The 20,509-nt window shown below is 66.2% G+C and carries 16 protein-coding genes; 8 read left to right on the forward strand and 8 right to left on the reverse strand.

Annotated elements, in window-relative coordinates; genetic code table 11:
• The 5 genes from BRAS3809_RS02745 to BRAS3809_RS36465 all read right to left on the reverse strand — a co-directional run.
• Positions 1 to 385: ABC transporter ATP-binding protein (locus BRAS3809_RS02745; RefSeq protein WP_035655118.1), on the reverse strand; the 385-nt coding region annotated here is incomplete at its 3' end.
• Positions 382 to 1,515 (reverse strand): ABC transporter permease, encoded by a 1,134-nt coding sequence (locus BRAS3809_RS02750; RefSeq protein ID WP_008960575.1) that lies wholly within the window; start codon positions 1,513 to 1,515, stop codon positions 382 to 384. The genes BRAS3809_RS02750 and BRAS3809_RS02745, both read right to left, overlap by 4 nt.
• Before the next feature lie 322 nt (positions 1,516 to 1,837).
• Positions 1,838 to 5,704, reverse strand: a complete 3,867-nt coding sequence (metH, locus tag BRAS3809_RS02755) for a methionine synthase (protein ID WP_008960576.1) — start codon at positions 5,702 to 5,704, stop codon at positions 1,838 to 1,840.
• On the reverse strand, positions 5,704 to 6,621 hold the full coding sequence (metF, locus tag BRAS3809_RS02760; RefSeq protein WP_008960577.1) for a methylenetetrahydrofolate reductase [NAD(P)H]: 918 nt from the start codon (positions 6,619 to 6,621) through the stop codon (positions 5,704 to 5,706). The genes metH and metF overlap by 1 nt, the downstream gene beginning before the upstream one ends.
• A 124-nt stretch (positions 6,622 to 6,745) precedes the next feature.
• Positions 6,746 to 6,904 carry a hypothetical protein gene (locus BRAS3809_RS36465; RefSeq protein WP_170323245.1) on the reverse strand — a complete coding sequence of 53 codons (159 nt, stop codon included), beginning with the start codon at positions 6,902 to 6,904 and terminating at the stop codon, positions 6,746 to 6,748.
• Positions 6,905 to 6,991: 87 nt separating this feature from the next.
• Between BRAS3809_RS36465 and BRAS3809_RS02765 the strand changes: the two genes are divergently transcribed.
• On the forward strand, positions 6,992 to 8,011 hold the full coding sequence (locus BRAS3809_RS02765; RefSeq protein ID WP_008960578.1) for an LLM class flavin-dependent oxidoreductase: 1,020 nt from the start codon (positions 6,992 to 6,994) through the stop codon (positions 8,009 to 8,011).
• Positions 8,012 to 8,376: 365 nt separating this feature from the next.
• Here the strand turns inward: BRAS3809_RS02765 and BRAS3809_RS02770 are convergent, their stop codons facing one another.
• The gene (locus tag BRAS3809_RS02770; RefSeq protein WP_008960579.1) at positions 8,377 to 9,042 is read right to left on the reverse strand and encodes an NAD(P)-dependent oxidoreductase; all 666 of its coding nucleotides are present in this window, start codon (positions 9,040 to 9,042) and stop codon (positions 8,377 to 8,379) included.
• 136 nt (positions 9,043 to 9,178) lie between these two features.
• On the opposite strand from BRAS3809_RS02770, the gene BRAS3809_RS02775 reads away from it, so the two are divergent.
• Positions 9,179 to 10,069 carry a LysR family transcriptional regulator gene (locus tag BRAS3809_RS02775; protein WP_008960580.1) on the forward strand — a complete coding sequence of 297 codons (891 nt, stop codon included), beginning with the start codon at positions 9,179 to 9,181 and terminating at the stop codon, positions 10,067 to 10,069.
• A 181-nt stretch (positions 10,070 to 10,250) separates the two neighbouring features.
• Here BRAS3809_RS02775 and BRAS3809_RS02780 read toward each other — a convergent pair whose 3' ends face one another.
• Entirely contained in the window at positions 10,251 to 11,111 is an 861-nt protein-coding gene (locus BRAS3809_RS02780) for a prephenate dehydratase (protein WP_008960581.1), read from the reverse strand.
• An 18-nt stretch (positions 11,112 to 11,129) separates the two neighbouring features.
• Positions 11,130 to 11,870, reverse strand: coding sequence for a 3-deoxy-manno-octulosonate cytidylyltransferase (locus BRAS3809_RS02785; RefSeq protein ID WP_008960582.1), 741 nt, complete (start codon positions 11,868 to 11,870; stop codon positions 11,130 to 11,132).
• Positions 11,871 to 12,137: 267 nt separating this feature from the next.
• Here BRAS3809_RS02785 and BRAS3809_RS02790 point away from each other — a divergent pair, with 267 nt between their 5' ends.
• The 6 genes from BRAS3809_RS02790 to BRAS3809_RS02815 all read left to right on the forward strand — a co-directional run.
• Entirely contained in the window at positions 12,138 to 12,686 is a 549-nt protein-coding gene (locus BRAS3809_RS02790) for a c-type cytochrome (RefSeq protein ID WP_008960583.1), read from the forward strand.
• A gap of 368 nt (positions 12,687 to 13,054) precedes the next feature.
• Complete coding sequence (locus BRAS3809_RS02795; RefSeq protein WP_008960584.1) at positions 13,055 to 14,899, forward strand: extracellular solute-binding protein; 1,845 nt, start codon at positions 13,055 to 13,057, stop codon at positions 14,897 to 14,899.
• 29 nt (positions 14,900 to 14,928) lie between these two features.
• Complete coding sequence (locus BRAS3809_RS02800; protein WP_008960585.1) at positions 14,929 to 16,773, forward strand: extracellular solute-binding protein; 1,845 nt, start codon at positions 14,929 to 14,931, stop codon at positions 16,771 to 16,773.
• A gap of 3 nt (positions 16,774 to 16,776) precedes the next feature.
• A complete protein-coding gene (locus tag BRAS3809_RS02805) occupies positions 16,777 to 17,889 on the forward strand; it encodes a microcin C ABC transporter permease YejB (RefSeq protein ID WP_008960586.1) in 1,113 nt (370 codons plus the stop codon).
• 2 nt (positions 17,890 to 17,891) lie between these two features.
• Positions 17,892 to 19,067, forward strand: a complete 1,176-nt coding sequence (locus BRAS3809_RS02810) for an ABC transporter permease (protein WP_035655119.1) — start codon at positions 17,892 to 17,894, stop codon at positions 19,065 to 19,067.
• A 19-nt stretch (positions 19,068 to 19,086) separates the two neighbouring features.
• Positions 19,087 to 20,509: ABC transporter ATP-binding protein (locus BRAS3809_RS02815; protein ID WP_035655121.1), on the forward strand; the 1,423-nt coding region annotated here is incomplete at its 3' end.

A 20,509-nucleotide genomic window follows, 5' to 3' on the forward strand; every position in this document is an offset into this window, starting at 1 on the left:
CCTCGCGCGCGGCCGCCTTCGCCGCCCGCGCGCGCCCGCCGCGCACGTCGAGCGCGAGCCGCACATTGTCCTCGGCGTTGAGTGTCGGAAACAGATGATAGGACTGGAAGATGAAGCCGATGCGCTCGCGCCGGAGCTTGGCCAGCGCCTCGGGATCGAGCGAAGCGACAGCCTGGCCGCCGACCTTCACCGTGCCGGCATCCGGCGTCATCAGGCAGCCGAGGATCGACAGCAGTGTGGTCTTGCCGCTGCCCGAGGGGCCCATCAGCAGCACCAGCTCGCCGCCGCGCAGGGACAGGCTCACGCCCTTCAGCGCCTGCACCCGCCCGGCGCCCTGGCCGAGGTGATGCACAAGATCCGTGGCCTCGAGCACGACGTCGCTCATCGCGAGAACACCATGGCCGGATCGATGCGCATGACCTTCACGATCGCCGCGATCGCCGAGCCGATGCACATCGTCACCGTCAGCATGAACAGCGCCGCCGTGAGCGCCGGCGTCATGATCACGGGCAGCGCCGATTCCGCCGTCGCGGCCGCCACGATCTTGCCGATGACGGCGGCGCCGGCGAAGCCGACGATGGCGCTCAGCAGCGCCTGCCAGATGATGACGGTGTAGATGTAGCGGCTCGACGAGCCGATGGCGCGCAGCGTGGCGAATTCGTTGAGATGATCCTTGGTGCTGGAATACAGCGTCTGCGCCACGATCACCGTACCGACGATGATGCCGAGCAGCGCGCCGGCGAACAGCGCCGCGCCCGCGCCGGTGCCGAACAGCCAGAACGAGCGGCTGCGGTTGCGGAACTCGGCGGCCGTCAGCACCTCGACATTCCCCAGGCTGTCGCGCAACGCCTGCTGCACCGTCCAGACATCGGCATCGGGCGCCAGCCGCACCAGCAGATAGGACGCCTTGCTCGGCGTCGTTCCCGTGTAGCTGCGCGCGCGCTCGACATCGGTGAATACGTACGGGGTCGTCGTAAACGAGCGGATGCCCTTGCTCACCGCCATCACCTGCACCTTGCGATCGCGCAGCTCGGCCGTCTGCTCCACACCCGAGATGCCGAGCCGCTCGAAATAGGTCTGGTCGACCGCGACCGCGCCGGGCACCGAGAGATCCTCGAGCCGGCCCTCCACCACGTTCCACGGATGCAGGCCGAGCCCGCGCAGCTCCGAGCCGACCACGAACACCGGCGTCGTGGTGCCCTGCGGCAGCCGCCATTGCGCATAGCCGATCACCAGCGGCGTCGCCTCGGCGACGCCGGGAACCGCCAATGCCCGGAACCGCTGCCGCTCGTCGAGCAGCGACGGATCCTCGAAGCATTTGGTGCCGACCGGCATGATCCACAATTGCGCCGGGGCATGGTCGATCATAGTCGTCACCATGCGGCGGAAGCCGACATAAAGGCCCATCTGCACGGTCACCAGCACGATCGAGAAGATGATGCCGATGACGGTCGCGACGAAGCGCAGCCTGTCATGAAACAGGTTTCGCGACGCCAGCCTGAACTGCAACGACATGAACCAAAACCACCCGTCGCCCCCGGGGTCCATTTCAGCCGGTTATGGGGGTGATGTCCACGCCGGATCGGGTCCCGTCAGCTGTGGCGCTTTGTCATTCGGCGCGGCCGTGGCGCGGGGGACACGGGGAGGACGTCTGCCCGGTGGCGAGTTAGCCAATCAAGGTGCGTCAAAACCGGTGTCGTCCCTGCGAACGCAGGGACCCATAACCACAGGGAGAAGTTTTTCACTCGGTCTCAGCCACCGTGGACTACGGATGGATCACGCGGTATGGGTCCCCGCGTTCGCGGGGACGACAGCTGTTGTGTTGAGGCAGGGCGGGCTACTTCGCGCCGACGGCCTTCTTGCGCCACGCCAGATGCACCGCGCAGGTGCAGCCGACAGGGTGGCTGGCGAGCTCGGCGGGGGCGGCGTCGTTGGCTGGGGCGGGGGAAGCCGTGGCGCGTGCGACGGCATCGGCCTGCTGTCCACCTCTCGCCGGGATGTAGTTCAGGATCGGCGCCAGCCAGCGCTCGACCTCGGCGACAGTCATGCCCTTGCGTGCGGCGTAGTCCTCGACCTGGTCGCGCTCGATCTTGCCGACGCCGAAATAGAAGCTTTCCGGCGAGGCGAAGTAGAGCCCCGAGACCGACGAGCCCGGCCACATCGCAAAGCTCTCGGTCAGCCGCACGCCGGCGTTCTTCTCCGCATCGAGCAGTTCGAACAGCGTGGCCTTCTCGGTGTGATCGGGCTGCGCCGGATAACCGGGGGCGGGGCGGATGCCCTGGTACTTCTCCAGGATCAGATCATCGGCCGAGAGCGTCTCGTCCGGCGCATAGGCCCAGAACTCGCGGCGCACGCGGGCGTGCAGGCGCTCGGCAAACGCTTCGGCGAGGCGGTCGGCCAGCGCCTTGACCAGGATCGAGGAGTAGTCGTCATTGGCGTTCTTGAAGCGGTCGGCGACCGCGTCCTCGCCGAGCCCCGTGGTGACGACGAAGCCGCCGACATAGTCCGGCACGCCGGATCCGACCGGCGCGACGAAGTCGGCCAGCGCCGTGTTGAAGCGGCCCTCGCGCTTCTCGAGCTGCTGTCGCAGCGTGTGCAGCGTCGCAATCTTCCTGGTGCGGCTGTCATCGGCATAGAGCACGATGTCGTCGCCGTCAGCATTGGCCGGCCAGAAGCCGATCGCGGCGCGGGCCGTGAACCACTTCTCGTCGACGATCTGCTTCAGCATTTTCAGCGCGTCGTCATACAGCGCCCGCGCAGCCTCGCCGACCTTGGCGTCGTCGAGGATGGCCGGGAAGCGGCCGGCGAGCTCCCAGGTCTGGAAGAACGGCGTCCAGTCGATATAGGGCACGAGCTCGGCGAGGTCGTAATCGACGAAGGTCTTCGTGCCCAGGAAGGTCGGCTTCACCGGCTTGGCCTTCGCGAAGTCGATCGTGGGCGCGTTGGCCCGCGCATCAGCCAGCGACAGCCGCTTCTTGTCGGCCTGGCCGCGCAGATGCGCGGCCGCGATCTTCTGATACTCGCCGCGAATGTCCGCCGCGTAGGCGTCCTTGCGCTCCGGCGACAGCAGCGACGAGGCGACGCCGACGGCGCGGCTGGCGTCGTTGACGTGAACCACCGGGCCGCCCTGGTAGTTCGGGTCGATCTTCACCGCAGTGTGGACGCGGCTGGTGGTGGCGCCGCCGATCAGCAGCGGCACGTTGAGGCCCTGGCGCTCCATTTCGGACGCGAGATAGGCCATCTCGTCGAGCGACGGCGTGATCAGGCCGGAGAGGCCGATGATGTCGGCATTCTCAGCCTTTGCGGTGTCGATGATCTTGGCGGCGGGCACCATGACGCCGAGGTCGATGACCTCGAAATTGTTGCACTGGAGCACGATGCCGACGATGTTCTTGCCGATGTCGTGGACGTCGCCCTTGACGGTGGCGAGCACGATCTTGCCGGCGTTGGAGCGCTCGTTGGCGCGGCCCTTGTTGGCGGCCTTCTCGGCCTCCATGAACGGCATCAGATAGGCGACCGCCTGCTTCATCACGCGCGCCGACTTCACGACCTGCGGCAGGAACATCTTGCCGTCGCCGAACAGGTCGCCGACGACGTTCATGCCGGCCATCAGCGGGCCTTCGATGACGTCGAGCGGCCGCGTCGACTTGGCGCGCGCCTCCTCGGTGTCGACATCGATGAACTCGGTGATCCCGTGCACCAGCGCGTGGCTGAGCCGCTTCTCCACCGGCCATTCGCGCCAGGCGAGATCGGCCTCCTTGGTCTGCTTGCCCTGGCCGCGGAATTTCTCGGCGAGCGCCAGCAGCCGCTCGGACGCGCCGGGGTCGCGGTTGAGCACCACGTCCTCGCAGACCTGGCGCAACTCCGGATCGATGTCGTCATAGACGATCATCTGCCCGGCATTGACGATGCCCATGTCCATGCCCGCCTTGATGGCGTGATACAGGAACACAGAGTGCATCGCTTCGCGCACCGGCTCATTGCCGCGGAACGAGAAGGAGAGATTGGAGACGCCGCCCGAGACATGCGCGTGCGGCAGGTTCTGGCGGATCCAGCGCGTGGCTTCGATGAAGTCGACGCCGTAATTGTCGTGCTCCTCGATGCCCGTCGCGATCGCGAAGATGTTGGGATCGAAGATGATGTCCTCGGGCGGGAAGCCGACCGTCTCGACCAGGATCTTGTAGGCGCGGGCGCAGATCTCGGTCTTGCGCTTGTAGGTATCTGCCTGGCCGGTCTCGTCGAACGCCATGACGACGACCGCGGCGCCGTGGCGTCGCGCGATCCTGGCCTCATGGATGAACTTCTCCTCGCCTTCCTTGAGCGAGATCGAGTTCACCACCGGCTTGCCCTGGACGCATTTCAGGCCGGCCTCGATGACGTGGAATTTCGAGGAGTCGACCATGACGGGCACGCGGGCGATGTCCGGCTCGGCGGCGACGAGGTTGAGGAAGGTCCGCATCGCGGCTTCCGAGTCCAAGAGGCCCTCGTCCATGTTGACGTCGATGACCTGGGCGCCGTTCTCGACCTGATCGCGCGCGACCTGCAGGGCCGCGGTGTAGTCGCCCGCAGTGATCAGCTTGCGGAATTTGGCAGATCCCGTGACGTTGGTGCGCTCGCCGACATTGACGAAGGGGATCGCGGGCGTCAGCTCGAACGGCTCCAGGCCCGACAGCCGCAGCCGCGGCGCGATCTCCGGCACCGCGCGCGGCTTGTGCGGAGCGACGGCGGCGGCGATCGCCGCGATATGATCCGGCGTGGTGCCGCAGCAGCCGCCGACGATGTTGACGAGGCCGGATGCAGCGAACTCGCCGATCAGCCGCGCCATGTAGGCCGGCGTCTCGTCATACTGGCCGAACTCGTTGGGCAGGCCTGCATTCGGATAGGCGCAGACCAGCGTATCCGCGACGCGGCCGATGTCGGCGACATGGGCGCGCAGGTCCTCGGCGCCGAGCGCGCAGTTGAAGCCGATCGTCAGCGGCTTGGCGTGCCGCACCGAGTTCCAGAACGCCTCCGGCATCTGGCCCGAGAGCAGGCGGCCGGACTTGTCGGTGATGGTGCCGGAGATCATCACCGGCACGTCGATGCCGCGTTCCTCGCACAGCTCGGCGATCGCATACAGCGCGGCCTTGGCGTTGAGCGTGTCGAAGATGGTCTCGACCAGCAGGATGTCGGCGCCGCCGTCGAGCAGCCCGCGCGCCTGCTCGCCATAGGCGAGGCGCAGATCGTCGAAGGTGACGGCGCGATAGCCGGGGTTGGAGACGTCGGGCGAGATCGAGGCGGTGCGGTTGGTCGGGCCCATCGCACCGGCGACGAAACGCGGTCTGCCGTCCTCGGCCGCGACACGCGTGGCCGCATTGCGCGCCAGCCGCGCGCCCTCGCGGTTCAGCTCGTAGATGATGTCGGAGAGGTCGTAATCGGCCTGCGCGATCGACGTCGCCGAGAAGGTGTTGGTGGCGACGATGTCGGCGCCGGCGCGCAGGTACTGCGCATGGATGTCCTCGATCGCATCGGGCTGCGTGAGGATCAGCAGGTCGTTGTTGCCGCGCAGGTCGCGATGAAAATCCTTGAAGCGCTCGCCGCGAAACGCCGCCTCGTCGAACTGCAGCGCCTGGATCATCGTGCCCATGGCGCCGTCGAGGATCAGGATGCGCTGACTTGCGGCGGCGAGGAAGGCGGACCGCGCGGTGGACACAGGGGCGGACATCAGGCGGCGACCTTGTTGGCGGACTTCGGGCGGATGCCAAGCAGATGGCTGATCGCGAACACGAGGTCGGCGCGGTTCATGGTGTAGAAATGGAAGGTGTCGACGCCATGCTTGGCGAGCTTGTGCACCTGGCCGGCGGCAACCGTCGCCGCGACCAGCTTGCGGGTCTCGGGATCGTCGTCGAGGCCCTCGAACTTCTCGGCCAGCCAGTCCGGCACCGAGGTGCCGTTGCGGGTCACGAAGCCGCGCGCCTGCTTGAAATTGTGCATCGGCATGATGCCTGGCACGATCGGAATGGTGATGCCGCGGGCGCGGACGCGGTCGAGGTAGCGGAAGTAGACGTCGTTGTCGAAGAACACCTGGGTGATGGCGCGGGTGGCGCCAGCGTCGACCTTGGCCTGGAGCATGTCGATGTCGGCGTCGAAGTCGCGGCTTTCCGGATGCTTCTCCGGATAGGCCGAGACCGTGACCTCGATGTCCGGGTGGCGCTTCTTGATGCCGGCGACCAGCTCGGGCGAGCTCTGATAGCCCTGGGCGTGGGCCTGATAGAGCGTGCCGATGCCGCCGGGCGGATCGCCGCGCAGCGCGACGATGTGGCGGACGCCGACCTCGTGATAGCGGTCGACGACCTCGTCGATTTCGCCGCGCGAGGCGCCGACGCAGGTCAGATGCGCCGCCGGCAAGAGCGCGGTCTCTTTCAGGATGCGCGCGATGGTGGCGTGGGTGCGCTCCCGCGTGGAGCCGCCGGCGCCATAGGTCACCGAGACGAAGCTCGGCTCCAGCGGCGCCAGGCGCTCGATCGAGGTCCACAGCGTCCGGTCCATCTCCTCGGTCTTCGGCGGGAAGAACTCGAACGAGATCTTCGGCCGGATGATCGCGGAATGTCCGTCGGCGATGGCGGTGGCGAGGTCGGTCATGGCGGCGCAGGTTCCCGATGGCGCGTAAATTTCAACTCAAGAGGGGATCGCCCCCTGGATGCGCCAAGATAAGGGAAGTGGCTCGCAAGTGACAGCCCACCGCAAATGGGATTTGGCCCACTATCTAATAAATATTGCCGGTTGAAGTGCGTGGGTTGGCGATCTTGGTGGGCAAAATAAATTCAGTTAAATCAACGAAACGGCGGGAGATAGATGCAATCATCGTCAAAATCTGAGGTGGGAAATAGCCTGATATATCTTGTATACAGATTGCGTGTCCCATCACCGTCTCGCAATCCCCTGCGTTTCCGGCAGGTCACCGACGCTCGTCGCCCATTGCCGGCCGCCGCGCAGTCATTAGGTTGAAGCCATGATCCCGCTTTCCGTCCTCGACCTCTCCGTCACCACGACAGCCACGCCGGCGTCAGTGGCACTGCGCAACAGCATCGACCTGGCGCGCCATGTCGATCAGCTCGGCTATGTCCGCTACTGGCTCGCCGAGCATCACAGCCTGGTCTCGGTGGCGAGCCCGTCGCCCGACATCATGATCGGGCAGATCGCGGCCGTCACCAAGCACCTCCGCGTCGGCTCGGGCGGCGTGATGCTGCCCAACCATGCGCCGCTGGTCGTGGCCGAGCGCTTCAAGATGCTCGAGGCGCTGTTCCCCGGCCGCATCGACCTCGGCCTGGGCCGCGCGCCCGGCACCGACGGCACCACGGCCTATGCGCTGAGGAGCCGGCTCGACCGCCGCGAGGGCGACGATTTCCTGGAGCGGCTGCACGAGCTGACACTGTGGGAGACGCGCGAGTTCCCCGCCGGCCATCCCTACAACAACGTCATCGCGATGCCCGACGATGCGCCGCTGCCGCCGATCTTTCTGCTCGGCTCCAGCGACTATTCCAGCGAGCTCTCTGCGCAGCTCGGCATGGGCTTCGGCTTCGCGCATCATTTCGCCAACCACGACGCGATCGACGCGATGACCAATTATCGCGCCCATTTCACGCCGTCGCGCTGGCGCTCCCAGCCGCATGCGATTCTCGCGGTGGCCGTGGTCACGGCGGAGACCGATGCCGAGGCCGAGCGGCTGGCGTCGTCGATGGATCTCAACCGCCTGCGGCGCGATCGCGGCCAGTTCCTGCCGCTGCCGAGCCCGGACGAGGCGGCGGCCTATCCGTATACAGATTCCGAGCGCGCCTCGATCGCCCGCAACCGCTCGCGGCTGTTCGTCGGCTCGCCGGCGACGGTGCGGGCCAAGCTCGATCAGATGATCGCGGCAAGCCAGGCCGACGAGCTGATGGTGATCACCGCGATCTTCGATCACGAGGCCCGCAAGCGCTCCTACACCCTGCTCGCGGACGCCTTCGGCCTGGAACGGCAGGCGGCGGCGTAGTCGCCATCTCTCCATCCCCTCGACGTCATTCCGGGGCAAGGCCGCAGGCCTTGAACCCGGAATCCCTTGTCTCGCGCCGTGCCAACCCATCTCGAGATTCCGGGTTCAATCGCCCATGCGTAGCCGCATGGACGATTGCTCCGGAATGACGGCGGGGCGTTGCTCTGCTGCCCTTCGCACCTGAACGGATGAAACGGGCGAGCCTTTCCATCCCCTTGGCGTCATTCCGGGGCAAGGCCGCAGGCCTTGAACCCGGAATCCCGAGCTTGTCGTGGAGTTCTTTTCCATCATCTCGAGATTCCGGGTTCAACCGCCCATGCGTGGCCGCATGGACGGTTGCCCCGGAATGACTGGGAGCATCGGGCTCACCACGTGATCAGCGGCGCGCGGCGCAGGAAGCTGTCGTCGCTCACCTGATCCACCACGAAGCTTGCGACGTCGGCGCGTGCGATCGTGCCGCCGTGGAAGCCCGAGAGATCCGTCAGCGCGCGAACCGCTCGTCCGCCCGGCTTGTCGTTGAGCATCGCGGGGCGGACGATTACCCAGTCGAGGCCGCTGTCGCGGATGATCGCCTCCTGGCGATTCTTGTCGGCGTAGACGTTGCGCAAGAGCAGCGGCAGGATCAGCCGGTCGTAGACGAAGCCGCCATGTCCCCGGCTGTCGCCGGCGCCGATTCCGGTGATGGCGACCAGGCGCGCGACCCCTTCTGCCTTCATGGCGTTGACGAGCGCGCGCGTCGACGTCGACAGCGTCGTCACTTTCCGAAATGGACTGAGCGCCGTGCCGAGCGAACTGATCACGGCGTCCTGGCCCCCAAGCGCCTTGCGCAGCGCGGCGTCGTTGCGCGCATCGCCGACGATCAGTTGCGCGCCCTGCAGATCGCCGGCCTTGTCGGGCGAGCGCACCAGCGCGGTGACGCGATGGCCACGGGCCAGCGCGTCCTGCACGATCAGCCGGCCGGTGCCGCCGGTCGCGCCGAGCACCAGGATGTTGCGCCTGGTCCTGCCATTGTCATCGATGGAGGTCGTCATGGTTGTCTCCCTGTTCTCGCGGCGGACGCCCCTGTCGGCGCTCCGCGTGCTGTGAATGATCAGAGCCGGAACATAACGATCCACCTGTGAGCCAATAGGCGTTAGGATTGGACAGCTCGTCTCACTGGTGGAACAGATGGATCTGCTGGCGCTCGCCGATTTCACCCTCGTCGCCCGGTACGGCGGCTTCGGCCGGGCGGCGCGCGCCAGCGGCCGTCCGAAGGCGACGCTGTCGCGCCGGGTCGCCGAGCTCGAGGCGAGCCTCGACATCAGGCTGATCGAGCGCGGCGGACGCACGCTGAAACTGACCGAGGAGGGGCGGGCGCTGTTCGAGCGCACCGGCGCGCTGCTGACCGAGCTCGACGAGACCGTCGGCGCGATTGCGTCGGGTGGCCAGACGCCGCGCGGGCGCCTGCGCATCAGCGTGCCGCTGCTGTTCTCGCAGACGGCGATGGGCAAGCTCGCCGCGACCTTCGCTCTCCGCTACCCCGAGGTGCTGCTCGACGTGACCACGGATGACCGCTCCGTCGACATGGTCGAGGAGGGCTATGATCTGGTGATCCGGGTCAATCCCGCTCCCGACGACAGCCTCGTCGGTCGCGTCTTCCTGCGCGACCGCATGGTGGTGGTCGCGAGCCCGGCCTTGGCCCGGCCAGCGGCTCACGTGCCGGTCCCTGCGATCGTCCGCACCACCGAGCAGATCACAGCCTGGAACGTGAGGGTGTCCACGGGGCCCTCGCGGATCGCGATCAATCCGATCCTGCGGCTGTCATCGGTGATCATGCTGCGCGACGCCGTCCGCGCCGGCGTCGGCGCCGCCTGCCTGCCGCTCTCGCTCGCCAGCCGCGACCTCGCGGCCGGCCGTCTCGTGCGGTGGGCCGATCTCGACGCGCCGCCGGTGGCGCTGTGGACGTTGTATCCAACGCGTCGGCTGCTGAGCCCGCGCGTCTCCGCGTTCCTCGATCATCTCAAGCAGGCCTTCCCGACCGGAACGTCGGCCGAGCTCGCCGCCTATGTCGAGGGATAGGTGGCCGCGAGAAACCCCGCTGTCGTCCCGGGCAAGCCCAAGCAGCGCGAAGCTCTGATTGGGACGACCCGCGACCCATGCCGCGTGATGCTGCTGAGGGAAGACGGGAGGAGAGGCCGTGCCGCGACGGCTCCGCCCGGTGGTTATGGGCCCCGGCGTTCGCCGGGGCGACCCGAGAAAGCTAATCTCGTGTTTCGCTGAACGTCGCCCGGAACGGATGCGCCGGGTAGACGCCGACGATGCGCAGCTCGCGCGAGAAGAACTTCAGCTCCTCCAGCGCGAACGCCAGCCCCTTGTCCTCGGGATGGCCGTCGACATCGGCGTAGAACTGCGTGGCGAAGAAATTGCCGTCGACCATGTAGCTTTCGAGCTTGGTCATGTTGACGCCATTGGTCGCGAAGCCGCCGAGCGCCTTGTACAGCGCGGCGGGGAGGTTGCGGACGCGGAACACGAAGCTCGTCACCAGCGGGCCGGAGTTCTGCTCGGCCCATTGCGCCTCGCGGGCGAGCACGACGAAGCGGGTGGTGTTGTGCGCCTCGTCCTCGATGTCCTCGGCGAGAATGTCGAGGCCGTAGATATCAGCGGCCAGGCGCGAGGCGATGGCCGCGACGCTCTTGTCGCCGCGCTCTGACACGTCGCGCGCGCTGCCCGCGGTGTCGCCGGCCACGATCGGCCGGATGCCGAGCTGGCGGATGTAGCGGCGGCACTGGCCGAGCGCCTGGACGTGGCTCTCGACGGTCTTGATGTCGGCGAGCCTGGTGCCCTTCAGCGCCATCAACTGGTGGCGGATCGGCAGGAACCACTCGCCGATGATGTACAGGCCCGAGCCCGGCAGCAGATGGTGGATGTCGGCGACACGCCCCGCCACCGAGTTCTCGATCGGGATCATGCCGAGATCGGCCTCGCCCGAGGAGATCGCGCTGAGCGCGTCCTCGAAGGTCGGGCAGGGCATGGCCTCGGCGGTCGGATAGGCCTCGGAAATGGCGATGTGGGAATTGGCTCCCGGCTCGCCCTGGAATGCGATTTTCAAGATCTTGCTCATGAGGGGCCTTTTAGCAGCTCAAGCTTTGGACAGCAGCCGGCGCGCGGTTTCGAGGTCGGGCGCGGTATCGACCCCGCGCGGCACGGTGTCGACGATGCCGATGTCGATCCGCATGCCGGCCTCCAGGGCGCGCAGTTGCTCCAGCTTCTCCTGAAGCTCGAGCGGGGAGGGTGGCAGGCTGACGAAACGTTCCAGGGCAGGGCGGCGATAGGCGTACAGGCCGATGTGATGGTAGCGTGGTCCGTCGCCATGCGGCGCCGTCGCGCGGGTGAAATACAGCGCCCGCAGTCGCCGCGGGCCGATCGGAGAGCCGACCGCCTTCACGACGCTCGGCGCGGTGTCCTCCTCCTCGGTGTGGATCTGCGCGGCAAGCGTAGCGATATCCACGGCCGGATCGGACAGCGGCAGCAGCACGTCGCGAATGTTCTGCGGATGGATGGTCGGGAAGTCGCCCTGTAGGTTGACCACGATCTCCGCGTCGCGCTGCGGGTCGAGCTGGCACAGCGCCTCGTGAACGCGATCCGATCCCGACGGATGATCGGCGCGGGTCATGACCGCCTCGCCTCCCGCCGCCGTCACCGCATCGGCGATCTCCTTGGTGTCGGTCGCCACCGCGACGCGGCCGATCGCCGCTTCCTGCGCGCGCCGGAGCACCTGCACGATCATCGGCACGCCCGCGATGTCGAGCAGCGGCTTGCCGGGCAGGCGGGTCGAGGCCATGCGGGCCGGGATCAGCACGAGGATCTTGGATCGGGTCATCCGGGAAACGGCAGGTCGGAGCCGGTCGCAACAGCGCGTCCGGACGGGGTGGGGACAGTAAAAACCGCCCGCTTATACGGGTTGCCAGACCACGGGCAAACCGATATCTCACTTCTGCCGCAGGGGGAGGCGCGACGGCTCGATTCCGCTCGATGCCTCACACATCCTTGGACGAAGAGGGTCCTTGGACCAATCCTTGAGGCGATTCACGGTCGCGGCCCCGCGTCCAGAGCACAATGCAATCCGCCCTCGGAGCCTGATTCCAAAATGGACTCCTTCGAACTGAACAAAATCCTCGGCGCCGTGCTGGCCGCCTGTCTGGTCGTGCTGGTCACGAGCTTCTCCGCCAACGCGATCTTCGCGCCGAAGATGCCGGAGAAGCCGGGTTTCGAGATCGCCGTGAAGGAGGCCGAGGGCGCAGGCAAGGAAGCCGCTGCGCCGGCGTCCGCCGAGCCGATCGAGAAGCTGTTGCAGACCGCTTCCGTCGAGAAGGGCGCCGCCGCCGCCAAGAAGTGCGCCGCCTGCCACACCTTCGACAAGGGCGGCAAGAATGCCGTCGGCCCGAACCTCTGGGGCATCGTCGGCGACAAGATCGGCGAGGGCCGCAATTTCAACTTCTCGGCCGCGATCAAGGCCAAGGGCGGCACCTGGACCATCGATGAGCTCAACAAGTTCATCACCAACCCCAAGGGCTACATCCCGGGTACCGCGATGGGCTTCGCCGGCATCCAGAAGGACTCCGAGCGCGCCGACGTCCTGGCCTATCTGAACTCGCTGTCGGACAATCCGGCCCCGCTGCCCACCGCGGCCAAGTGAACCAAATTCACCGTTGATCTCGCACGGCCGGGCCCCAAGCCCGGCCGTTTTGCTATCCCAGGCGAATTTCGCCGCATTTGGGACCTTTGGTCGCATCCGGTCCGTTCACAACCCGGTATCATGAGGAAAAAGCAAGGTTATTGGTCGAAACCTTGCCTTATATTGGTCCCCTGAATGGAACGGGTTCGCAGGCCAAGATGGTCTTGCTTCGGCCGGCGCAACCTGCCCCGTGTGAATTGGGTTACGATCAGACGTTGGCGCAGGGAGCGGCCAAGGCCGGCCACCTGCTCCCGAGCGGTCTTATTCAGAGGAAGTCTCATTTGACGATTACCCGACGACAGCTCCTGCAGAGCAGCGCCTTCGCTGCGATGACCCCGGCGCTCGGCGCCGCTGCAAGCCTCGCCCCTCTCGACGCCGCGCGGGCGCAGGCCGGCGAACAAATGGTCTGGCGTCACGGCCTGTCGCTGTTCGGCGAGGTGAAGTACCCGGCCGACTTCAAGCGGTTCGACTACGTCAATCCCGACGCGCCGAAGGGCGGCACGGCGCGCATGATCTCGCTCGGGACCTTCGACAACTTCAACATCGTCGTGATGTATGTGAAGGGCAACATCGCGGTCGCTGCGATGCAGATCTACGAGACCCTGATGACGCGGTCGCAGGACGAGATCTCGACCGAGTACGGCCTGCTGGCCGAGGCGGCGTCCTATCCGGACGACTATTCCTGGGTGATCTATCGCCTGCGCAAGGAAGCGCGCTGGCACGACGGCAAGCCGGTGACGCCCGAGGACGTCATCTTCTCGCTCGACGTGCTCAAGAAGAACAGCCCGTTCTACTCGTCCTACTACCGCCATGTGGTCAAGACCGAGAAGACCGGCGATCTCGAGGTGAAGTTCACCTTCGACGGTCCGGGCAACCGCGAACTGCCGCACATCGTCGGCGAGCTGCTCGTGCTGCCCAAGCATTATTGGGAAGGCACCGACGCGCAGGGTCGCAAGCGCGACGTCACCGCGACCACGCTCGAGCCGCCGCTGGGGTCGAGCCCTTACCGCATCAAGGAGTTCGTGCCGGGCCGCTCGATCAAGCTGGAGCGCGTGAAGGATTATTGGGGAGCCAACCTGCCGGTTCGTGTCGGCCAGTACAATTTCGACGAGCTGCAGTTCGAGTATTTCCGCGACAACCTCGTCGCGCTCGAAGCCTTCAAGGCCGACCAGGCGGACTGGATCAGCGAGAATTCGGCCAAGCAATGGGCCACGGCCTATGACTTCCCGGCGATCGCCGACAAGCGCGCGCTCAAGGAGGAGTTTCCGGTCCGCGATTCCGGCCGCATGCAGGGCTTCATCTTCAACCTGCGCCGCCCGCAATTCCAGGACGCCCGGCTGCGCCGCGCCTTCAACTATGCGTTCGACTTCGAGGAGATGAACAAGCAGCTGTTCTTCGGCCAGTACAAGCGGATCAACAGCTATTTCGAAGGCACCGATCTCGCCTGCTCCGGGCTGCCGCAAGGTCAGGAGCTCGAGCTGCTCGAGGCCCTGCGCGACAAGGTTCCGCCGGAGGTGTTCACCACGGTCTACCAGAATCCCGTCGGCGGCAATCCCGAGAACGTGCGCGGCAATCTGCGCGAAGCAACCAAGCTGCTGAAGGACGCCGGCTACGAGATCAAGGACCGCAAGCTGGTCGATCCGGCCGGCAAGCAGGTGGCGATCGAGATGCTGGTGCAAGATCCCTCGTCCGAGCGCATCGTGCTGTTCTACAAGCCGTCGCTGGAGCGGCTCGGCGTCACCGTGACGGTGCGCCAGGTCGACAATGTCCAGTACGAGCAGCGGGTGCGCACCTTCGACTACGACATGATCACCGATGTCTGGGGCCAGTCGCTGTCTCCCGGCAACGAGCAGCGCGACTTCTGGGGCTCCAAGGCGGCCGACGAGCCGGGCTCGAAGAACACCGTCGGCATCAAGAACCCGGCGATCGATGCGCTGATCGAGAAGATCATCTTCGCCAAGGACCGCGCCAGCCTGGAAGCGGCCACCCATGCGCTCGACCGGGTGCTGCTGTGGAATTTCTATGTCGTGCCGCAGTTCACCTATCCGTTCGCGCGCAGCGCGCGCTGGGATCGTTTCAGCCACTTCGCGCCGTTCCCGAAATTCGCCAGCTCCGGCTGGCCGTCGCTGTGGTGGTACGATGCCGACAAGGCCGCCAAGGTGAAGCGCTCTTGAGCACGTTCTCGAACCTCTCCCGCCGCGGCATGCTCGGGCTGGGCCTGGGCGCACTGACCGCCCCGCTGCTGAAGCCCGCGATCGCCGCCGAGTTCGGCGCCGACTCGCACGGGATGTCGGCATTCGGCGATCTCAAATATCCGGCCGATTTCCGCCAGTTCGACTACGTCAATGCTGACGCGCCGAAGGGCGGGCTGTTCTCGCTGATCCCCTCGGTGCGCGCCTACAATCAGTCGTACCAGACGTTCAACTCCTTCAATGCCTACATCCTGAAGGGCGAGGGCGCGCAGGGCATGAGCATGACGTTCGCGTCATTGATGGTGCCCTCGGGCGACGAGCCGGATGCGGTGTATGGGCTGGTCGCGAAGTCGGTCGCGATCTCCCCGGACAAGCTGGCCTACCGCTTCACCTTGCGGCCCGAGGCGCGCTTCCACGACGGCTCGAAGATCACGGCGCAGGACGTCGCCTGGTCGCTGAACACGCTGAAGGAGAAGGGCCATCCGCTGATCGTCGTGCAGCTGCGCGACTTCGTGAAGGCCGAGGCGCTCGACGATGCGACGGTGGTCGTGAGCTTCGTCGAGAAGCGTGCACGCGACGTGCCGCTCTATGTCGTCACCTTGCCGATCTTCTCCAAGACCTATTACGCCAGCCGTCCGTTCGACGAATCCACGCTCGACGTGCCGCTCGGCTCGGGCCCCTACAAGGTCGGCAGATACGAGGTGAACCGCTACGTCGAGTTCGAGCGGGTCAAGGACTGGTGGGCCGCCGACCTGCCGGTCAGCCGCGGCTTCTACAATTTCGACACGGTGCGCTACGAGTTCTATCGCGACCGCGACGTCGCCTTCGAAGGCTTCACCGCCAAGAGCTATCTGTTCCGCGAGGAGTTCACCTCGCGCATCTGGGCCACGCGCTACGATTTCCCGGCGATCAAGGACGGCCGCGTCAAGCGCGAGATGCTGCCGGACGAGACGCCGTCGGGCGGGCAGGGCTGGTTCATCAACACCCGCCGCGACAAGTTCGGGGATCCGCGCGTCCGTCAGGCGCTGGCCTACGCCTTCGACTTCGAATGGACCAACAAGACCATCATGTACGGCGCCTATGCGCGCACCGTGTCGCCGTTCCAGAACTCCGACATGGTCGCGGTCGGCCCGCCGTCGCCGGAGGAATTGAAGCTGCTGGAGCCGTTCCGCGGCCAGGTGCCCGACGACGTGTTCGGCGAGCCGTTCGTGCCGCCGGCCTCCGACGGCTCGGGCCAGGATCGCGCGCTGCTGCGCAAGGCGACGCAGCTATTGCAGCAGGCTGGGCTGCCGGTGAAGGACGGCAAGCGGCTGCTGCAGAACGGCGAGCCGTTCACGATCGAGTTCCTGATCGACGAGGTCTCGTTCAAGCCGCACCACGGCACCCTGATCAAGAACCTGCAGACGCTCGGCATCGATGCCGACCTGCGGATCGTCGACGCCGTGCAGTATCGCGCCCGCGTCGAGGATTTCGACTTCGACATCACCGTGCAGCGGCTGTCGATGTCGCCGACCCCCGGCGACTCCTTGCGGCCGTATTTCACGTCGGAGGCCGCCAAGACCAAGGGCTCCTACAATCTCGCCGGGATCAGCAATCCCGCGATCGACGCGCTGGTGGCGAAGGCGATCGCCGCCGAGACCCGCAGCGATCTGACCTTCGCCTGCCGGGCGCTCGACCGGGTGTTCCGCGCCGGTCACTACTGGATCTCGCAGTGGTACCGCACCACCCATCCGATCGCCTATTGGGATCAGTTCAGCCATCCGCCGAAGCCGCCCAAATACGGCGCGGGCGTCGGCGCCCCCGACATCTGGTGGTACGATGCGGCCAAGGCCGCCAAGCTGGAGCAGGCGAAGTAGTTCATGGCTGCCTATATCGCTCGCCGCATCTTTCTGATGCTCCCGACCCTGCTCGGGATCCTGTTCATCTCCTTCGTCGTGGTGCAGTTCGCGCCGGGCGGCCCGGTCGAGCGCGTCATCGCGCAATTGACCGGGGCCGACACCGGCGGGACCTCGCGCATCTCCGGCGGCAGCGGCTCGGATTTCGGCGCGCGGCCGCCGGGACAGGTCGGCTCCGGTGGCGAGATCAACTCCAAATATCGCGGCGCGCAGGGGCTCGATCCCGCCTTCATCAAGAAGCTCGAGGAGCAGTTCGGCTTCGACAAGCCGGCGCCGGAGCGCTTCGCGCTGATGGTCTGGAACTTCGCGCGCTTCGATTTCGGCAAGAGCTACTTCCGCGACACGTCCGTGCTGCAGCTGATCAAGGAGAAGCTGCCGGTGTCGATCTCGCTCGGCCTGTGGATGACCTTGCTGACCTACCTGATCTCGATTCCGCTGGGCATTCGCAAGGCCGTGCATGACGGCTCGCGCTTCGACGTCTGGACCTCGGCGGTGATCATCATAGGCTACGCCATTCCGGGCTTCCTGTTCGCGATCCTCCTGATCATCCTGTTCGCCGGCGGCTCGTTCCTCAACATCTTCCCGCTGCGCGGCCTGACCTCGGACGGCTGGGCCGACTTCCCCTGGTACTGGAAGATCCTCGACTATTTCTGGCACATCACCCTGCCGCTGCTGTCGATGGCGCTCGGCGCCTTCGCGACCATGACCTTGCTCACCAAGAACTCGTTCCTCGACGAGATCCGCAAGCAATATGTCATGACCGCGCGCGCCAAGGGCTGCAGCGAGAACCAGGTGCTGTATGGCCACGTGTTCCGCAACGCGATGCTGATCGTGATCGCCGGCTTCCCGGGCACCTTCATCCACGCCTTCTTCTCCGGCTCGCTGCTGATCGAAACCATCTTCTCGCTCGACGGCCTCGGCCTGTTGTCGTTCGAGAGCATCCTCAACCGCGACTATCCGGTCGTGTTCGGCAATCTCTACATCTTCTCGCTGCTCGGCCTCGTGGTGAACCTGATCTCCGACCTCACCTATATGTGGATCGATCCGCGGATCGATTTCGAGGCGCGGGAGGTCTGACGATGCTCAAAACCGTAGCCCCGGTCGAGACCACCACGCAAGCGCCGCTCGGCGAGGCCGTGCCGCCGACGCGTCACCGCTTCAAGCCGTCGCCGCTCAACCAGCGCCGCTGGCAGAACTTCAAGGCCAACCGCCGCGGCTACTGGTCGCTGTGGATCTTCCTGTTCCTGTTCGTCGTCTCGCTGTTCGCCGAACTGATCGCCAACGACCGTCCGTTCCTGATCAAGTTCGACGGCCATCTCTATTGGCCCGCTTTCGTCTCCTATCCGGAGACCGCGTTCGGCGGCGACTTCGAGACCGCGGCCGACTATCGCGATCCCTATTTGCAGAAGCTGATCGCCGACAAGGGCGGCACGGTGATCTGGCCGCTGATCCGCTACTCCTACGCCACCCACAATCTCGACCTGCCGACGCCGGCGCCGTCGCCGCCGACCTGGATGCTGACCGAGGCGCAGTGCAAGGCCGTGGTCGAGAAGAAGGGGCTGAAGAGCTGCCGCGATCTCGAATACAACTGGCTCGGCACCGACGACCAGGGCCGCGACGTCGTCGCGCGCCTGATCTACGGCTTCCGCATCTCGGTGCTGTTCGGCCTGTCCTTGACCTTCTTCTCCTCGATCATCGGCATCGCCGCCGGCGGCGTGCAGGGTTATTTCGGCGGCTGGGTCGACCTCCTGTTCCAGCGCTTCATCGAGATCTGGAACGCGATTCCGTATCTCTATCTGCTCCTGATCCTCTCGGCGGTGCTGGTGCCCGGCTTCTTCACCTTGCTCGGCATCATGCTGCTGTTCTCCTGGGTCTCTCTGGTCGGCCTCGTCCGTGCCGAATTCCTGCGCGGCCGCAACTTCGAATACATTCAGGCGGCGCGTGCGCTCGGCGTCTCCAACGCCGTGATCATGGTGCGCCATCTGCTGCCGAACGCGATGGTCGCGACCATGACCTTCCTGCCCTTCATCGTGTCGAGCTCGGTGATGACGCTCACCGCGCTCGATTTCCTCGGCTTCGGCCTGCCGCCCGGCTCGCCGTCGCTCGGCGAGATGCTGTCGCAGGCCAAGGCCAATGTGCAGGCGCCGTGGCTCGGCCTCACCGGCTTCTTCTCGGTCGCGGTCATGCTGTCGCTCCTGATCTTCATCGGCGAGGCCGTGCGCGACGCCTTCGATCCGCGCAAGACGTTCAGGTGAGCGCCAGGGATATGATGACATGGATGCGATGACCCAGCCGCTGTTGTCGGTCAGCGATCTCTCGGTCGCGTTCCACCAGGGCGGCCGCGCGTCGACCGCCGTCGACCGCGTCTCGTTCGATATCAAGCGCGGCGAATGCGTCGCCCTCGTCGGCGAATCCGGCTCCGGCAAGTCGGTCAGCGCGCTGTCGGTGCTGAAGCTGTTGCCCTATCCGGTGGCCTCGCACCCCTCGGGCAGCATCCGCTTCAAGGGCCGTGATTTGCTGCCGCTGTCCGAAGGCGAGATGCGCGGCATCCGCGGCAGCGACATCTCGATCATCTTCCAGGAGCCGATGACCTCGCTCAACCCGCTGCACACGATCGAGCGGCAGATCAGCGAGATCCTGCACCTCCACAAGCCGATCTCGAGCAGCGCGGCGCGCGCGCGCGTGCTCGAGCTGCTCACGCAGGTCGGCATTCCCGAGCCCGAGACCCGGCTCGGCAGCTATCCGCACCAGCTCTCCGGCGGGCAGCGCCAGCGCGTGATGATCGCGATGGCGCTCGCCAACGAGCCGGACCTCCTGATCGCGGACGAACCGACCACCGCGCTCGACGTCACCGTGCAGGCGCAGATCCTGGCGCTGCTGGCCGACATCCGCGCCCGGCTCGGCATGAGCCTCCTCTTCATCACGCATGACCTCGGAATCGTCCGGCGCATCGCCGACCGCGTCTGCGTCATGAACGGTGGCAAGATCGTCGAGCAGGGCCCGGTCGAGCAGGTGTTCACGGCACCCTCGCATCCCTATACCAAGGCGCTGCTCGCCGCCGAGCCGAAGCCCGATCCGGCGCCGCCGCGGCCCGATCAGCCGGTCGTGATGCAGGCGAAGGACCTGAAGGTCTGGTTTCCGATCAAGCGCGGCCTGTTCCGCTCCACCGTCGGCCACATCAAGGCCGTCGACGGCGTCAGCGTCGCCGTGCGCAAGGGCGAGACGCTCGGCGTCGTCGGCGAGTCCGGCTCCGGCAAGACCACGCTCGGCCTGGCGCTGCTGCGGCTGATCTCCTCCGACGGCCCGATCGTGTTCCTCGGCAAGGAGATCCAGGGCCTGAGCTTCAAGGACGTCCGCCCGTTCCGCAGGGACATGCAGATCGTCTTCCAGGATCCGTTCGGCGCGCTCAGCCCGCGCATGTCGGTCGGCGACATCATCGCCGAAGGCCTGACCGTGCATCAGCCCAAGCTGTCGGACGAGGCGCGCGAGGCGAAGGTCGTCAAGGCGCTGACCGATGTCGGCCTGGATCCCGCGACCCGCTTCCGCTATCCGCACGAATTCTCCGGCGGCCAGCGCCAGCGCATCTCGGTCGCCCGCGCCGTCGTGCTCGAGCCGTCCTTCGTCGTGCTCGACGAGCCGACCTCGGCGCTCGACATGCTGTTCCAGGCGCAGATGGTCGAGCTCCTGCGCGAGCTGC

This window comes from Bradyrhizobium sp. STM 3809 (genome assembly GCF_000239795.1).
GTDB lineage: Bacteria > Pseudomonadota > Alphaproteobacteria > Rhizobiales > Xanthobacteraceae > Bradyrhizobium.

Bases quoted from the DNA above. Each gene is read 5' to 3' on its own strand.
- BRAS3809_RS02770 (WP_008960579.1), bottom strand. From the start codon at position 9,042: ATGACGACCTCCATCGATGACAATGGCAGGACCAGGCGCAACATCCTG.
- BRAS3809_RS02790 (WP_008960583.1), top strand. From the start codon at position 12,138: ATGGACTCCTTCGAACTGAACAAAATCCTCGGCGCCGTGCTGGCCGCC.
- BRAS3809_RS36465 (WP_170323245.1), bottom strand. From the start codon at position 6,904: ATGGGACACGCAATCTGTATACAAGATATATCAGGCTATTTCCCACCT.
- BRAS3809_RS02765 (WP_008960578.1), top strand. From the start codon at position 6,992: ATGATCCCGCTTTCCGTCCTCGACCTCTCCGTCACCACGACAGCCACG.
- BRAS3809_RS02775 (WP_008960580.1), top strand. From the start codon at position 9,179: ATGGATCTGCTGGCGCTCGCCGATTTCACCCTCGTCGCCCGGTACGGC.
- BRAS3809_RS02785 (WP_008960582.1), bottom strand. From the start codon at position 11,870: ATGACCCGATCCAAGATCCTCGTGCTGATCCCGGCCCGCATGGCCTCG.
- BRAS3809_RS02750 (WP_008960575.1), bottom strand. From the start codon at position 1,515: ATGTCGTTGCAGTTCAGGCTGGCGTCGCGAAACCTGTTTCATGACAGG.
- BRAS3809_RS02805 (WP_008960586.1), top strand. From the start codon at position 16,777: ATGGCTGCCTATATCGCTCGCCGCATCTTTCTGATGCTCCCGACCCTG.
- BRAS3809_RS02780 (WP_008960581.1), bottom strand. From the start codon at position 11,111: ATGAGCAAGATCTTGAAAATCGCATTCCAGGGCGAGCCGGGAGCCAAT.
- BRAS3809_RS02810 (WP_035655119.1), top strand. From the start codon at position 17,892: ATGCTCAAAACCGTAGCCCCGGTCGAGACCACCACGCAAGCGCCGCTC.
- metH (WP_008960576.1), bottom strand. From the start codon at position 5,704: ATGTCCGCCCCTGTGTCCACCGCGCGGTCCGCCTTCCTCGCCGCCGCA.
- metF (WP_008960577.1), bottom strand. From the start codon at position 6,621: ATGACCGACCTCGCCACCGCCATCGCCGACGGACATTCCGCGATCATC.
- BRAS3809_RS02795 (WP_008960584.1), top strand. From the start codon at position 13,055: ATGACCCCGGCGCTCGGCGCCGCTGCAAGCCTCGCCCCTCTCGACGCC.
- BRAS3809_RS02800 (WP_008960585.1), top strand. From the start codon at position 14,929: ATGCTCGGGCTGGGCCTGGGCGCACTGACCGCCCCGCTGCTGAAGCCC.